The organism is Microvirga arsenatis, from assembly GCF_009910705.1.
GTDB classification, from domain to species: Bacteria; Pseudomonadota; Alphaproteobacteria; order Rhizobiales; family Beijerinckiaceae; genus Microvirga; species Microvirga arsenatis.
In genome coordinates this window covers 426,560-440,501 of the sequence record NZ_JAAAXJ010000003.1, presented here as the reverse complement: position 1 = coordinate 440,501, position 13,942 = coordinate 426,560, and the positions used below count along the sequence as shown (strand labels likewise).

Annotated in this window: 14 protein-coding genes; 6 read left to right on the top strand and 8 right to left on the bottom strand. The window is 66.6% G+C overall.

Going from position 1 to position 13,942, the window contains the following annotated elements; genetic code table 11:
• Positions 1-118: 118 nt before the first annotated feature.
• The 5 genes from GR303_RS25295 to GR303_RS08150 form a co-directional block, all read right to left on the bottom strand.
• Positions 119-601, bottom strand: a complete 483-nt coding sequence (locus tag GR303_RS25295) for an addiction module antidote protein (RefSeq protein ID WP_343038417.1) — start codon at positions 599-601, stop codon at positions 119-121.
• A gap of 144 nt (positions 602-745) precedes the next feature.
• Positions 746-1,618, bottom strand: a complete 873-nt coding sequence (murI, locus tag GR303_RS08165) for a glutamate racemase (RefSeq protein ID WP_161722435.1) — start codon at positions 1,616-1,618, stop codon at positions 746-748.
• 9 nt (positions 1,619-1,627) lie between these two features.
• Positions 1,628-2,830: a dienelactone hydrolase family protein gene (locus GR303_RS08160; protein ID WP_201751950.1), complete on the bottom strand. Its 1,203-nt coding sequence runs from the start codon at positions 2,828-2,830 to the stop codon at positions 1,628-1,630.
• Between the two features lie 63 nt (positions 2,831-2,893).
• Entirely contained in the window at positions 2,894-3,628 is a 735-nt protein-coding gene (locus GR303_RS08155; protein ID WP_161722616.1) for an RNA methyltransferase, read from the bottom strand.
• Between the two features lie 178 nt (positions 3,629-3,806).
• The gene (locus tag GR303_RS08150; protein WP_161722436.1) at positions 3,807-4,094 is read right to left on the bottom strand and encodes a hypothetical protein; all 288 of its coding nucleotides are present in this window, start codon (positions 4,092-4,094) and stop codon (positions 3,807-3,809) included.
• Between the two features lie 256 nt (positions 4,095-4,350).
• Between GR303_RS08150 and GR303_RS08145 the strand changes: the two genes are divergently transcribed.
• On the top strand, positions 4,351-4,722 hold the full coding sequence (locus tag GR303_RS08145) for a phospholipase A2 family protein (protein WP_161722437.1): 372 nt from the start codon (positions 4,351-4,353) through the stop codon (positions 4,720-4,722).
• Between the two features lie 108 nt (positions 4,723-4,830).
• A complete protein-coding gene (locus GR303_RS08140; RefSeq protein ID WP_161722438.1) occupies positions 4,831-6,045 on the top strand; it encodes an NADP-dependent isocitrate dehydrogenase in 1,215 nt (404 codons plus the stop codon).
• A gap of 84 nt (positions 6,046-6,129) precedes the next feature.
• On the opposite strand, the gene GR303_RS08135 is transcribed toward GR303_RS08140, so the two are convergent.
• Complete coding sequence (locus GR303_RS08135) at positions 6,130-7,014, bottom strand: glycosyltransferase family 32 protein (RefSeq protein WP_161722439.1); 885 nt, start codon at positions 7,012-7,014, stop codon at positions 6,130-6,132.
• 203 nt (positions 7,015-7,217) lie between these two features.
• Between GR303_RS08135 and GR303_RS08130 the strand changes: the two genes are divergently transcribed.
• The 3 genes from GR303_RS08130 (at position 7,218) to GR303_RS08120 (ending at position 9,592) form a co-directional block, all read left to right on the top strand.
• Positions 7,218-7,688 (top strand): GFA family protein, encoded by a 471-nt coding sequence (locus GR303_RS08130; protein ID WP_161722440.1) that lies wholly within the window; start codon positions 7,218-7,220, stop codon positions 7,686-7,688.
• Positions 7,689-7,880: 192 nt separating this feature from the next.
• A complete protein-coding gene (locus GR303_RS08125) occupies positions 7,881-8,312 on the top strand; it encodes a DUF2231 domain-containing protein (RefSeq protein ID WP_161722441.1) in 432 nt (143 codons plus the stop codon).
• A complete protein-coding gene (locus GR303_RS08120; RefSeq protein WP_201751949.1) occupies positions 8,309-9,592 on the top strand; it encodes a PQQ-dependent sugar dehydrogenase in 1,284 nt (427 codons plus the stop codon). Before GR303_RS08125 ends, GR303_RS08120 begins: the two co-directional genes overlap by 4 nt.
• A 61-nt stretch (positions 9,593-9,653) precedes the next feature.
• Here GR303_RS08120 and alaS read toward each other — a convergent pair whose 3' ends face one another.
• On the bottom strand, positions 9,654-12,323 hold the full coding sequence (gene alaS / locus GR303_RS08115) for an alanine--tRNA ligase (protein WP_161722442.1): 2,670 nt from the start codon (positions 12,321-12,323) through the stop codon (positions 9,654-9,656).
• 61 nt (positions 12,324-12,384) lie between these two features.
• Positions 12,385-12,945 (bottom strand): GNAT family N-acetyltransferase, encoded by a 561-nt coding sequence (locus GR303_RS08110; protein WP_161722443.1) that lies wholly within the window; start codon positions 12,943-12,945, stop codon positions 12,385-12,387.
• 119 nt (positions 12,946-13,064) lie between these two features.
• Between GR303_RS08110 and GR303_RS08105 the strand changes: the two genes are divergently transcribed.
• Positions 13,065-13,751, top strand: a complete 687-nt coding sequence (locus GR303_RS08105) for a hypothetical protein (RefSeq protein WP_161722444.1) — start codon at positions 13,065-13,067, stop codon at positions 13,749-13,751.
• Positions 13,752-13,942: the final 191 nt, after the last annotated feature.

The following is a 13,942-nucleotide window of genomic DNA, read 5'->3' as shown; positions in this document are numbered from 1 at the left end:
GGCCGGAGCCGGGCCACGGGTGCGTAAAAAGTTACGCGGCCCGTGAGGACCGCGCGACCGGGAGGGCTATAGGCGGAAAGGGCGGGAAAGTCAATTGACCTCCGCACCCCGTCAGCAGCTATGCCGCTTCGTTGTGCTTCTCCTTCGCAGGAACGGCCTTGATCTCCATACCGAGCGCCTCGAGCACCTTAAGCACGGTGCTGAACTCGGGGTTTCCCTCCGGGCTCAATGAGCGGTAGAGGCTCTCGCGCGAAAGTCCTGTCTTCCTGCCGATCGCCGACATGCCAATGGCACGCGCGACAACCCCAAGGGAATCACTGATGAAGGCTGCGTCGCCAGTCTGGAATGCTTCCGTGAGATAAGCGGCGAGAGCCTCCTTGTCCTCAAGGTACTCCGCCGGGTCGAATGGATTTGTGTCCAAGGCCATGGGCTTTAGCTCTAAACTTCCCCAGCCAACGCGACAGCCCGGGCCGTGGTCGATGCGCATTTCGCTGACGCCCTGCCCTACCGGTTTCACATCGCCAGGATTGCCGAACGCCAACCGCCGAATGCGGGATGCGATCTTAGCCTTGGCCACGGTGTCCCGAAGGCCCGCATCCATTTTCTGAACTCGTCTGTTTTCCTAACTTCGATCTGTAGCTCATAGGCTACAATTTGGTAGTTGGAAAGCGCGTGCGAAAATTCCTCAGAGACTGAAAGGCCTGCACGTAGAGCTCGTCAAACCATAGCCAGTATTGGAAAAAACCTAGCCGTACGACAGCGGCATCTCCTCGACGGCCACCACCGGCAGGCCCTTGTCCAGCAGGGCGCCGCGCAGGGCCGGGCCGATCCCGGCGCCGCTGGTGAACACGGCCATGGCCTCGTTCTCGTCCGCCTCGTGGCCGGGCACCGGAGGTCCGATGAGCTGCGTCACGCGTCGGGCGATGGCCGGGGCCGGGTCGATCCAGGCGACCGGCCAGGGCGCCAGGGCCTGCAGGCGCGGCAGGAGCAGCGGGTAATGCGTGCAGGCGAGCGCCACCACGTCGGTCCGCCCGCCCTCGTCCGCGACGAAGCAGGGCCGAAGCTCGGCGATCAGCTCCGCATCCGGTACGGGTTCTCCGGCCATCTCCGCCTCCGCGATGCCCGCAAGACGGCGGGAGCCCACGAGGTTGACCCGGCAGCCCGCCGCGTAGGTCTCGACGAGATCGCGGGTGTAGTCCCGCGCCACCGTGCCGGGGGTGGCCAGAACGGTGACGTAGCCGGTCCGCGTCGTCTGCGCGGCCGGCTTGATCGCCGGCACGGTGCCCACGAAGGGAATGGAGAAGCGTGCGCGCAGGTGCGGCAGCACGACGGTCGAGGCGGTGTTGCAGGCCACCACCACGAGGTCCGGGTCGTGAGTGCCGATCAGCCGCTCCATGACGGCGATCACTCGCTCGGCCAGCACCGCCTCGCTCAGGCGCCCGTAGGGAAAGGCCGCATCGTCCGCCGCGTAGACATAGCGCGCGTCGGGGCGCGCCTTCAGGATCTCGGAGAACACGGTGAGTCCGCCGAGGCCTGAATCGAAGACGAGGATGGTGGGAACGGGAGAAGGCATGACCGCCGGATTATAGGTCGCCCCGGCCAGAAGATCAGCACGCATGACACAACCTTACGAACGCAGCCTGTCGATGAAGTCGGACAATCCCTGCCGGTTTTCCGCGGGCGCCATGTTGAGCCGGCGGCGGGGTCCGGGCTCGTCCTTCTTCTCCTGCCCCTCGACCTTCGGCATCTGCGCGGAGAGGCGCTTCACCGGCCAGCCGTCGCTCCAGGTGCCCATGTCGACGAACTTGGGATCGCGCAGGAGCGCGGCGGCATCCCTGCCGGCAAAGGCCGCCTCGGCGGCGATGTCGAAGGTCTTCCAATAGGCGAGATAGTCGAGGGCATCGGTGACGTTGGTGCCGAGCTGCTGGGTTAGGATGGTCTGCGGCCCGGAGAGCGCCATGTCGGCGCTCCAGCGCCAGGTGTTCTTCTGCTTCGGGTCGCGGGGCGGGTCGGGCGGCAGCTTGATGGCGGCGGCATCGTAATCCGCCTTGACCGATCCGGGGGACGCGAGCGTTGCGGTGAGCGCCGGGAAGCCGTGATCGTCGGAGGAGGCGCGCATGAAGAGCTTGCGGGTGGCCGGAACGGCGCTCGCCTGCTGCAGGAGCAGCCGGGACGCCCGGTCGGCGGGCAGGTAGTCCCGGTCGCCGCTCATGGTGATGATCAGGGTTCCCGGATCCACCGCCGAGAGGTCCCGCAGGAGGATGCCGCGCTCCTTCTCGTTCGAGGCGATGCCGCCGGCCATCAGCCCGAAGACGAGCTTCGGCGCCGGAACCTTGCCCGAGGCAGCGCCGGCCGCGAGGTTGAGCGCAAGCGGGACGCCGGCGGAATGGCCGATGAAGGCGACCCGCCCCCTGTCGGGCCGCGCCTTCGGATCGTCCGCCAGGGCCGCCAGGGCGCTCTCGATCAGGGTCTCGGCCAGATTGGAGGCATCCGCGGGCCGGGAGCGGTTCACCTCCTGGAAGCGGGGGAAGAGCACGAGGTTCCCCTTGCGGGCGAGGTGATCGATCCAGCCGCCGTAGAGCCCCGGGTTCACCGCGCCCCAGGAATGGAGGAAGACCACGACCGGACGGGGCCTCGCAGGGGTATCGTTGCCGTGGAAGACGAAGGTGCCGGCGCTGGCGGTGCCGACCGCCCGCTTGACGACGTCCGCGGAGGGATAGTCCCGTCCGCCGGGTCCCTGCTCGGGCTGCTGGGGCGGCGTGGCCGCGCGGGCCGGCGGAGCGGCAAGCGTGGCACCCAGGAGCAGGACAGGCAGCAGGAACCGGCGCATCGTCGTCTCGAACTCTGAACAATCGGGCAGATAGGGCCCGAGCGTTATAAAGCCACGATTTGCTTAAGGTTTTCTCAACCTGCGCCCTTCCGCAAGGGCACGAATCGCCCCGCGCAGGGTGCGCACCTCCTGCTCGGTCATGCTGAGGCGGTAGAAGATGTCCCGCATGTTGCGGGTCATGGTCGGCCGCTTGTCCTCCGGGTAGAAGCCCACCGCATCGAGCTCGCCCTCGATGAAGTCGAAGAACGACAGCACCATCTCGCGGGGCGCAGGCGGCGATTGCGGCCCGCCGTCGAAGGGCAGCGCGCCCCCGGTGGCGAGCTTGTACCACTCGTAGGAGACCAGAAGGACGGCCTGCGCCAGGTTCAGCGAGGAGAACTTCGGGTCGACCGGGAAAGTAATGATGGCATCCGCCAGGGACACCTCGTCGTTCTCGAGCCCCGTGCGCTCGCGCCCGAACAGGATGCCGATCCCCTGTCCCGCCGCGAGCCGCTGCTGCGCCTCCCTCATGGCAGGCTCCGGCGCATAGACCCGCTTCATCTGCCCGCGCTCGCGGGCCGTGGTGGCGAAGACGAAGTTGAGGTCGGCAATGGCCTCGCGGACGCTGTCGTAGAGCTTCGCGCCGTCCAGCACATGGGTCGCGCCGGACGCCGCCGAATGGGCGCCCTTCTTGGGCCAGCCGTTGCGCGGCGACACGAGGCGCAGTTCCGAGAGCCCGAAATTGGCCATGGCGCGGGCCACCATGCCGATATTCTCGGCGAGCTGCGGTTCCACGAGGATGATGATCGGGCGGGTCATGGCGGTCGGGTCGATGAGGAGATCGGTGAGCGATGGCGCTCCCATACAGCCAAACCCATCCCGTCGACTAGGCTTGCCGCAGGGATGCTTTGGCGGAGCCGCACCCGCTGAAGACGGCGGAAGCCTCCCCGAGGGTCCGAGGAGGCTCCGGCATCGCTGGAGGATGCCCGACTTCGCGCTACCAGCAGCCCCAGCCGCAATAGTAGTGCGGACGGGCCGCGGCCACGCCGAGGGCCGCGCCGCCGACGACGCCGACCGCCGTGCCGACGGCAACCTGGTTGGCCGCCGCGTTCGACTGGGCCACGTTGTTGCGGTAATTGGCGTTGCGGCAACGCTCGTAGTTCTTCGTGCCGGGCTTGAGGCCCGATTCCATGCACACGGATTCCGCATTGGCCATGGATTGCTCGGCCGTCTGGCAGCCCGCCAGAACCAAGGCCGTCGCTCCGAGAATGAAGGCAAGACGCATGTCAGCTCCCCTTTGTGTTGAACAAGATTCCAGCGGCGCCGGAGGAGCAGCCTGACGCTGCTGGCATCAGGTTTCCTGTACGGAAGCCGCTGGAACGGGAGCGATCTGAACAACGGATAAGCTTGGCTTTCCGTGCGGCAGCACACGCGGCGCGGCGCTTTTTCCCTTCAGGGGAACCTTGACCCAGCCCTTTCTCTTATTTCCTGCAATCTTGATGTCATAGCGTCACGTTCCGTGAGCGGCTTCGGAGGAGCGAGTGTCCCGGCTGCGTGCCCTGTCCTTTGGCCTGTTTCTGATCGTGGCCGGCCTCGGTCCAGCCCTGGCAGCCCCTTCGGGACCGGCTCCGTCCCTCTTCCATGGAAACTGGTGCGGAGCCGGGGACCTCAACCGGGCCTCTCCCGTCGATGCGCTCGATTCCGCCTGCCGGGCCCATGACCTGTGCTACGAACGGGTCGGGCGCGGCGCCTGCATCTGCGACAGGGCCCTCCTGAGGGCGACGGCCGCCCTGGTCAGGAGCCGCACGGTCCCGGAGACGGTGCGCAGCAAGGCCGCCACCGTCAATTCGCTCTTCAGCGCAACGCTCTGCACCGAGAGCCGGAAAATGCCGAGCCGGCTCGGACAGGGCTGAATTCCTTTGCGCCTTCCACCTTCCCCGCCGGCCATAACCGCGCTATAGCCGCCGCAACAGCCTGCCGCAGGGCAGGCCCGTTCCAGCCCTTTAGCGCAAGGTGAGATCATGGCGAAGATCAAGGTTGCCAATCCGGTCGTCGAGCTCGACGGCGACGAGATGACCCGCATCATTTGGCAGTTCATCAAGGACAAGCTGATCCACCCCTATCTCGACATCGACCTGAAGTACTACGACCTCGGCATCGAGCACCGCGACGCCACCAACGACAAGGTCACGGTCGAGGCCGCCGAGGCCATCAAGAAGTACGGCGTCGGCGTGAAGTGCGCCACCATCACGCCGGACGAGGCCCGGGTGAAGGAGTTCAACCTGAAGGAAATGTGGAAGTCGCCCAACGGCACGATCCGCAACATCCTCGGCGGCGTGATCTTCCGCGAGCCCATCATCTGCAAGAACGTTCCGCGCCTCGTTCCCGGCTGGACCCAGCCGATCATCGTCGGCCGCCACGCCTTCGGCGACCAGTACCGCGCCACGGACTTCAAGGTGCCCGGCAAGGGCCGCCTGACCATCAAGTTCGAGGGCGAGGACGGCACGGTCATCGAGAAGGAGGTGTTCAAGTTCCCCGAGGCCGGCGTCGCGATGGCGATGTACAACCTGGACGAGTCGATCCGCGACTTCGCCCGCGCCTCGTTCAATTACGGCCTGAACCGCCGCTTCCCGGTCTATCTCTCCACGAAGAACACCATCCTCAAGGCCTATGACGGCCGCTTCAAGGACATCTTCCAGGAGATCTACGACGCCGAGTTCAAGTCCCAGTTCGAGGCCCTCGGCCTCACCTACGAGCACCGCCTCATCGACGACATGGTGGCCTCGGCCCTCAAGTGGTCGGGCGGCTATGTGTGGGCGTGCAAGAACTACGACGGCGACGTGCAGTCCGACACGGTGGCGCAGGGCTTCGGCTCGCTCGGCCTCATGACCTCCGTGCTGATGACGCCGGACGGCAAGACCGTCGAGGCGGAAGCGGCGCACGGCACCGTGACCCGCCACTACCGCGAGCACCAGAAGGGCAAGGAGACCTCCACCAACTCCATCGCCTCGATCTTCGCCTGGACCCGCGGCCTCGCGCACCGCGCCAAGCTCGACAACAACGAGGAGCTCGCCCGCTTCGCCGCCACCCTCGAGAAGGTCTGCGTCGATACGGTCGAATCCGGCTACATGACCAAGGACCTCGCGCTCCTCGTCGGCGCCGAACAGAAGTGGCTCTCCACCACCGGCTTCCTCGACAAGATCGACGAGAACCTTAAAAAAGCGATGGCGGCTTGAGCCGAGTGCTCGGGAAACTCTGAAGATGAAACGGCCGGGCTCGCTCCGGCCGTTTTCTTTTGGGCCTCACGAGACGAGGCGGCCTTAACCCGCGGATAGCCTCTGCGCCGCATCGGCGAAGGAGAATTGCAGCCCCTCCTGAGCGAGGACGTTCTGCAGCCACGGCTCTTGCACGGCCGGCACGATCCTTTGTCTCAAGGCGGCCTCGTCGACCGGCTCCAGGTGATCGGCCGCCTCTCCGATCCCATAGCGCAGGTAGAGCCCCTCCAGATAGCTGCCCTTCGGCGGCAGGAAGCGGTTGGGATCGAAGCCGCATTGCAGGCGGAACATGGCCGCATAGAGATGGATGAACGCGGAGCGCCTTGTCCGTTCCTCGAGTTCGCCCCTGTATTCCGGCAGCAGAAGCTTCGCGGCCTCGGCCCAGTGGATCGGGTAGAGCTGGCTTTGGTCCCAGCGGTACCGGTCGATCCCCGCCCCGGCAACGATCCGCGTCAGCAGATCGGGACCCGACGCGCCCCAGGCCGAGATGTCCGCCGCCGCAGCCTCCTCGGCAGCGCGCACCATGACAGGATGGCTGCGGGGGAATTTGAACTGGCCGTTATTGATCGTGCCGGCGCGGTCGGCAAAGGCAAAGGCGATGTCTGTGCGCGGCACGCGATCGGTGTTGCAGACCACGTCCGTATCGATCCACCAGCCACCCACCTTCCTGATCAGGCAATAGCGGAACAGGTCCGCAAAATGCTCGAAGCCTCCATGGGCCTCGAAGAGCCTCTCCTTCGGCAGGATGGCCTCCGCAGGCCTCCGGCTGACGCCGGCAGGCACGAACTTCACATCGCCATAAGTGTAGAGATCGACGGAGAAACCGCGGCTGAGAAACGAGTTCAAACTCATGACCGCAACAGGACTCAAGGCTGCGCCGTGCCAGAAGGCATTGAACGCCTCCCGCTTGTGAAACCAACGTCCGAACATCGGCTCGGGCAATCCTTTCGTAAGGCAGGCGCAGCATCGGCTGGGTGAGCCGGCTTGCACCTTGCGCCCTGCCGGAGCTGCGATCATTCTGAAGGCGCTGGAGCTACAGCGTCGATATAGCAGAACATAGTCTAGGACCATCCATCGCGGCAAGCCGGGTGGGGGCTTTGGGCTGAATGGGCAAAGCCAGACGGGAGGAGATCATGCCCTCAGAAGAGACCCGCTCCGCTGTCATGACCGGCGGCTGCCAGTGCGGGGCGGTGCGCTATGCGCTCATGTCGGAGCCGACCCATGCCAGCATCTGCCATTGCCGCATGTGCCAGAAGGCCTTCGGCAACTACTTCGCGCCGCTCACCGGCGTGCCGCGAAAGGATCTGGTCTGGACCAAGGGTCGGCCCGGCATCTTCAGGAGTTCGGAGGCGGTGGAGCGCGGCTTCTGCCGGGATTGCGGCACGCCGCTGACCTTTTCTTATGTGGAGCGCAACCGCATCACGGTCTCCATCGGCAGCCTCGACGAGCCGGGCCGGGTCACCCCCGAGATCCAGTACGGCATCGAGAGCAGGCTGCCCGCCTTCGAAAAGCTGCACACCCTGCCCGGCGAGCGGACGGAGGATGGCGCCTCGCCGGAACAGTTGCAGAAGATGGCCTCGCGGCAGCATCCGGATCACGATTGAAGATCCGCCGCGCTGTCCGCTGCCTGGAGCAACCCGCGTTCCTTTCCCGTAGAGCGGCCCATGGACGATCCCATGGCTGCCGCCGGCGGATGAGGACTGTTTTCGCAACCGAGTGACCGCTGATGCATTGACCCCGCAAACCTTTGCCGGACGCGACGTCGCGCGGCCGGTCCAGGAACGGGAGGAGATGCTGTGGTTGCCCTATCCAGCCCAGGGGCTCTGAGGCCGCTTCATCCTCTTCACGCCATCCTTCTTGCCTTCCCATTGCCCCTGTTCGCGGGTGCTCTGCTCAGCGATCTCGCCTATCGGTCGACCTATCATGTGCAGTGGGCGAACTTCTCGTCCTGGCTCATCGCCGGCGGGTTGTTCGGCGGTGGCTTCGCCGTGCTCTGGGCGCTGGTCAATCTCTTTCGCAGGGGACCGGCCCGCAAGGGGCGGCTGGCGCTCTATTTCGTCGTGCTGCTCGCCATGTGGGGGCTCGGCCTCGTCAATGCCCTCGTCCACGCGAAGGATGCCTGGGCGACCATGCCGGAGGCCGTCTATCTGTCGGCGGTCACGACGCTCCTGGCCCTCGTCGCGGCCTGGATCGGCTATTCCGGGTTCCAGTCCGGAGGCGTGAGATGATGCGCTCGACCCTCCTGATCGCCGCCTTTGGCCTCGCCCTCACCGCCTGCAACGGCGACCCCGAGCCGCCGCAATATGGCCCGAACCCGAACCTTCCCGAGCCGGAGCGGGGCCTTCTGCCCTCCATGAAGATCCCGAGACCGGCTCAATGGGGCAACGAGCTACCGAAGGTGCCGGAGGGCTTCAAGATTCAGCCTATCGCCACGGATCTCAAGATCCCGCGCCAGACCCTGGCGCTCCCCAACGGCGACATCCTGGTGGCCGAGGGGTCCGGCGGCTACGCGCCTTCGCTGCGCCCCAAGGACATCATTGCAGGCTTCATCAAGAGCCTCGGCAAGAGCGCGGTGAAGGGCGGCGATCGGCTGACGCTGCTGCGCGACGCAGACGGCGACGGCACCTACGAGATGCAGGGCGTCTTCGCCGACAGGCTCAACGCGCCCTACGGCCTCGCCTTCGTCAAAGGCGCTATCTACGTGGCCAATCAGGATTCCCTGGTGCGCTTCGATTACCGCGACGGCCAGACCCAGGCGAGCGGGCCGCCGGTGAAGGTGGCGGATCTGCCCGCGGTGATCAATCACCACTGGACGAAGGCGATGACGGCCAGCGCGGACGGACGCTTCCTCTATGTGGGCATCGGATCCAACAGCAACATCACCGAGCGCGGGATGGATGTCGAGGAAGACCGGGCGATGATCTGGCAGATCGACCCCCAGACGGGCGCGCACAAGCCCTATGCGACCGGCCTGCGCAACCCCACGGCGCTCACCATCCAGCCGGGCACGGGCCAGCTCTGGGCCGTCGTGAACGAGCGGGACGAGATCGGCCCCAACCTCGTCCCGGATTACCTGACCTCCGTGCGCGAGGGCGGCTTCTACGGCTGGCCCTTCAGCTACTGGGGCCAGAACGTCGACCCGCGCGCCCATCCGCAGGATCCGGCAAAGGTCGCCTCGGCGATCCGGCCCGACTACGCCCTGGGCTCGCACGTGGCGGCGCTGGGCGTGGCCTTCTCGTCCCCGGCCATGGGTCCGGACTTCGCCGACGGCGTATTCGTCGGCGAGCACGGCAGCTGGAACCGCAGCGTGCCGGTTGGCTACAAGGTGGTCTTCGTGCCGTTCCGCGACGGCAGGCCCGCCGGCGAACCGATCGATTTCGTGTCCGGCTTCCTGCTCGACGAGGGCAGGACGCGGGGCCGGCCGGTCGGGGTGACCGTGGACCCGCGCGGCGCCCTGATCGTCGCCGACGACCTGTCGAACACGGTCTGGAGGGTGACGAAGAATTAAGCGCTCTTATACCGTCAGGCGATCCCGGATCGGCCTTCGCCGTCCGGGATGACGCGTGTTCTTAAGCGGCCGCCAGCGCCGCCTCGATCGCCGCGAGAGCCGCTTCCGCCTGAGCGCCGTCGGGGCCGCCGGCCTGGGCCATGTCGCGGCGTCCGCCGCCGCCCTTGCCGCCGAGCTTCTCCGAGCCGACCCGCACCAGCGAGACGGCGTCGAGCTTGGAGGTGAGGTCTTCGGTGACGCCGACCACGATGCCGGCCTTGCCGTCCTCGGCCACGCCCACGATGGCGACGACGCCCGAGCCGAGGCGCTTCTTGCCCTCGTCGGCGAGGCTCTTGAGGTCCTTCATCTCGACGCCCGTGACCGCGCGTGCCATGAGCTTGATCCCGGCGACGTCCTTGACCGGATCCCCGCCGCTCGAACCGCCGCCGCCCATGGCGAGCTTGCGCCGGGCCTCGGCGAGATCGCGCTCCAGCTTGCGGCGCTCCTCGAGGAGCGCCGTCAGACGCGCGGAGACCTCGTCCACCGGCGTCTTGAGAAGGCTCGCGACTTCGCGCAGGCGGCGGCTTTCCTCGGCCAGGTAGCGGCGCGCGGCGTCGCCCGTCATGGCCTCGATGCGGCGCACGCCGGCCGCGACCGCATTCTCGCCCACGATGGTGATGACGCCGATGTCGCCTGTGCGGTTCACATGGGTGCCGCCGCAGAGCTCGACCGAAAAGGCCCGGTTGTTGTCGCCCTTGCCCATGGAGACGACGCGAACCTCGTCGCCGTACTTTTCGCCGAAGAGCGCGCGAGCGCCGGATTCGATCGCCTCGTCCACCGCCATCAGCTTGGTGACGACCGGCTCGTTCTGGAGCAGCACCCGATTGGCGATCTCCTCGACCTTGGCGAGCTCCGCATCCTCGATGGGCTTGGGATGGCTGAAGTCGAAACGCAGGCGGTCGGGCGCCACGAGCGAGCCCTTCTGGGCCACGTGATCGCCGAGCACCTGCCGCAGGGCCTCGTGCAGGAGGTGGGTCGCCGAGTGGTTCGAACGCACCGCCGAGCGGCGCTCGTGATCCACGACGAGCTCCAGCGACTGGTTGAGCCTCAGCGCGCCGTGTTCCACGGTGACATGGTGCACGAAGAGATCGCCGAGCTTCTTCTCGGTGCCGGTCACGAACACGCGGGCGCCCTCGCCCTGCATGGTGCCGGTATCGCCGACCTGGCCGCCGGACTCGCCGTAGAACGGGGTCTGGTTGAGCACGACGAGGCCGCTCTCGCCCGCCTTCAGCTCCTGCACCTCCCGGCCGTCTTTCAGGAGCGCGAGCACGATGCCCTCGGCCGTTTCCGTGTCGTAGCCGAGGAACTCGGTGGCGCCGGTGCGCTCCTTCACGGCAAACCACACGGTCTCGGTCGCCGCCTCGCCGGAGCCCGACCAGGCCGCGCGGGCCTTCTCGCGCTGGCGCTCCATGGCGGCGTTGAAGCCCTCCGTGTCGACGGCGATGCCGCGGGGCTTCAGCGCATCCTGGGTGAGATCCAGCGGGAAGCCGTAGGTGTCGTAGAGCGTGAAGGCCGTGTCGCCGGAGAGGCTCTGGCCCTTGCCGAGATTCCGGGTCTCCTCGTCGAGGATGGCAAGCCCGCGCTCCAGGGTCTTGCGGAAGCGGGTCTCCTCGAGCCGCAGGGTCTCGGTGATCAGCGCTTCGGCGCGGATCAGTTCGGGATAGGCCAGCCCCATCTCGCGCACGAGCGCCGGCACGAGACGGTACATGAGCGGCTCCTTGGCGCCGAGCAGCTGCGCATGGCGCATAGCGCGGCGCATGATGCGGCGGAGGACGTAGCCGCGGCCCTCGTTCGACGGCAGCACGCCATCGGCCACCAGGAAGCAGGAGGTGCGCAGGTGGTCCGCGATCACCCGATGCGACGCCTTGCGGTCGCCTTCCGGCGTCACGCCGGTGGCATGGGCCACGGCATCGATCAGGGTGCGGAACAGGTCCGTGTCGTAATTCGAGTGCACGCCCTGCAGGATGGCCGAGATGCGCTCGAGGCCCATGCCGGTGTCGATGGAGGGCTTCGGCAGGGGGATGCGGTTGCCGGGCTCGATCTGCTCGTATTGCATGAACACGAGATTCCAGAACTCGAGGAAGCGGTCGCCGTCCTCCTCAGGGCTGCCGGGAGGGCCGCCCCAGAGCTTGTCGCCCTGGTCGATGAAGATTTCCGAGCAGGGGCCGCAGGGGCCGGTATCGCCCATCTGCCAGAAGTTGTCGGAGGTCGGGATGCGGATGATCTTGGAATCCGAGAAGCCGGCGATCTTCTTCCAGAGGTCCGCCGCCTCGTCGTCCGTGTGATAGACGGTGACGAGGAGCTTGTCCTTCGGCAGGTCGAACTCCTTGGTGATCAGGTTCCAGGCGAGCTCGATGGCGCGCTCCTTGAAGTAGTCGCCGAAGGAGAAGTTGCCGAGCATCTCGAAGAAGGTGTGGTGGCGCGCGGTGTAGCCCACATTGTCGAGATCGTTGTGCTTGCCGCCGGCGCGCACGCATTTCTGCGAGGTCGCGGCCGTGCTGTAGGGGCGCTTCTCGACTCCCGTAAAGACGTTCTTGAACTGCACCATGCCGGCATTCGTGAACATCAGGGTCGGATCGTTGCGCGGCACGAGCGGGCTGGAGGCCACCACCTCATGGCCGTTCTTGGCAAAGTAATCGAGGAAGGTCGACCGGATCGCGTTGATGGACCGTAGTTCGTTGGCGCCGCTCATGGGTTCTCAAGCTCGAGGAATGGGGCTTTTCAGGGCCCGAAAGATCTGATGGTGGCCGGTTTTAGCTGCCTATGCCTGCGCTGTCGAGGCGGCGTTTCGGCAGGGAAAGCGAATAGGCCTGCAGCAGGTGCCGCGGCCCCTGCCCCGTTCCGACAGGCTGGAAGCCCACCCGTGCCAGGAGCCTGTGGGAGCGGACGTTCGGCTCGTCCGCAAGGGCGACGAGGCGATGCAGGCCGAGATCGTCCCGGGCATAGGCCGCAGCCCGCCTGACAGCCTCCGTCGCATAGCCGCGCCCCCAGGCCAGCGGATCGATCGCGACGAGGGGCTCCACCTCCTCCGCGAAAGCAGGCCAGGCCGTGGCCGCAACCGCGGAGACCGGCTGCAGACCGAGGATCCCGAGCCAGGCGCCGTCCTCGTCTCGGATGGACCAGAGCCCGAGCCCCCGCGGCGCCAGGGCAGCAGCCTCGCCCGTCAGGCTCTCGACCTGGGCGCGGTCCAGGACGGCGGCGTCGCACAGATAGCGCCGGATCTCGGGCCGGATCAGAAGGCCGAGCAGGCGGCCGAGATCGCCATTGGCGACCGGCTCCAGCCGCAGGCGCTCGGTGGCGAGCATGGGCAGCATGGCCGGATTGTGCCGCCCGGCGCGGAAAGGCGCAAACGGGCGGCGGGTTGTGTCCGACCGTTCTGGTGCTAACCTGGTTCCGGCCGTTGTGGCCTCGGATCATATCCGGTGTTTTTCATATGGTTGTTCCTTCAGCGGCCTTTTTTCGGCCGGCAAACCGCAGATCGCGCCTTCGACTTGCATCCAGTCTTGCCGGCGCGGCCTGGCTCGGCCTTGGCCTCTTCGGCAGTCCCGCTGCGTCTCAAGGCCATCAGCGGGAGTGGCACCTCACCGCCTATGGCAGCCAGTGGGTCAATGCCGATCTGCTGGAGATCCCCGAGCGCGCCGTGACCGGCCGCCTGGCCGCGGAACCTGCCTACTTCATGGGTGCCGGCCTTTCGCGGGTGATCGTCCCCTCCTTCTCCATCCCGCTGCCGGGCACGGACTTCGCATTTCACGGCAACCGCATCGAGCTGGAGGCGCAGGTCCTGCGTCATTTCGGCGATCAGAGCCATTGGGAGGGCACGATCGCGCTCATGTTCCGGACGGGCCGGATCCCGCTCTTCGGGGGCCTGAGCGTCAACCTCGCCTTCGGCGAAGGTCTCTCCTACGCCTCGGAGCGGCCGAGGCTGGAGGGCAGCTTCCGGGTCGAGCGCAGCCGCTTCCTCAACTATCTCGCCTTCGAGGCGGAGTTCTCCCACGCCTCCCTGCCGGGCGTGTATTTCGTCCCCCGGATCCATCACCGCTCCGGGATTTTCGGGCTCGTCGCGGAGCGCGAATCCGGATCGAACTTCATCGGTGCCGGGATCCGCGTGGATCTGCGATAGAGCCATTTCAGGAAAAGTGGGAACCGGTTTTCCGTCCGAAATGGCGACAAACTAAAGACTGACAGTGCGGTTGGCGATTCCGTGGAACCGCCAACCGCTCTAGGCTCTGTCGCACCCGTATCCGTGCCACCCCGATGAAAAAGACCGCCGCGATCTCTCGCGACGGCCTCTCTTTGCCCTTGAAGGAGAGC

Bases quoted from the DNA above. Each gene is read 5' to 3' on its own strand.
- GR303_RS25295 (WP_343038417.1), bottom strand. From the start codon at position 601: ATGGATGCGGGCCTTCGGGACACCGTGGCCAAGGCTAAGATCGCATCC.
- murI (WP_161722435.1), bottom strand. From the start codon at position 1,618: ATGCGTGCTGATCTTCTGGCCGGGGCGACCTATAATCCGGCGGTCATG.
- GR303_RS08160 (WP_201751950.1), bottom strand. From the start codon at position 2,830: ATGCGCCGGTTCCTGCTGCCTGTCCTGCTCCTGGGTGCCACGCTTGCC.
- GR303_RS08155 (WP_161722616.1), bottom strand. From the start codon at position 3,628: ATGACCCGCCCGATCATCATCCTCGTGGAACCGCAGCTCGCCGAGAAT.
- GR303_RS08150 (WP_161722436.1), bottom strand. From the start codon at position 4,094: ATGCGTCTTGCCTTCATTCTCGGAGCGACGGCCTTGGTTCTGGCGGGC.
- GR303_RS08140 (WP_161722438.1), top strand. From the start codon at position 4,831: ATGGCGAAGATCAAGGTTGCCAATCCGGTCGTCGAGCTCGACGGCGAC.
- GR303_RS08135 (WP_161722439.1), bottom strand. From the start codon at position 7,014: ATGTTCGGACGTTGGTTTCACAAGCGGGAGGCGTTCAATGCCTTCTGG.
- GR303_RS08130 (WP_161722440.1), top strand. From the start codon at position 7,218: ATGCCCTCAGAAGAGACCCGCTCCGCTGTCATGACCGGCGGCTGCCAG.
- GR303_RS08120 (WP_201751949.1), top strand. From the start codon at position 8,309: ATGATGCGCTCGACCCTCCTGATCGCCGCCTTTGGCCTCGCCCTCACC.
- alaS (WP_161722442.1), bottom strand. From the start codon at position 12,323: ATGAGCGGCGCCAACGAACTACGGTCCATCAACGCGATCCGGTCGACC.
- GR303_RS08110 (WP_161722443.1), bottom strand. From the start codon at position 12,945: ATGCTGCCCATGCTCGCCACCGAGCGCCTGCGGCTGGAGCCGGTCGCC.
- GR303_RS08105 (WP_161722444.1), top strand. From the start codon at position 13,065: ATGGTTGTTCCTTCAGCGGCCTTTTTTCGGCCGGCAAACCGCAGATCG.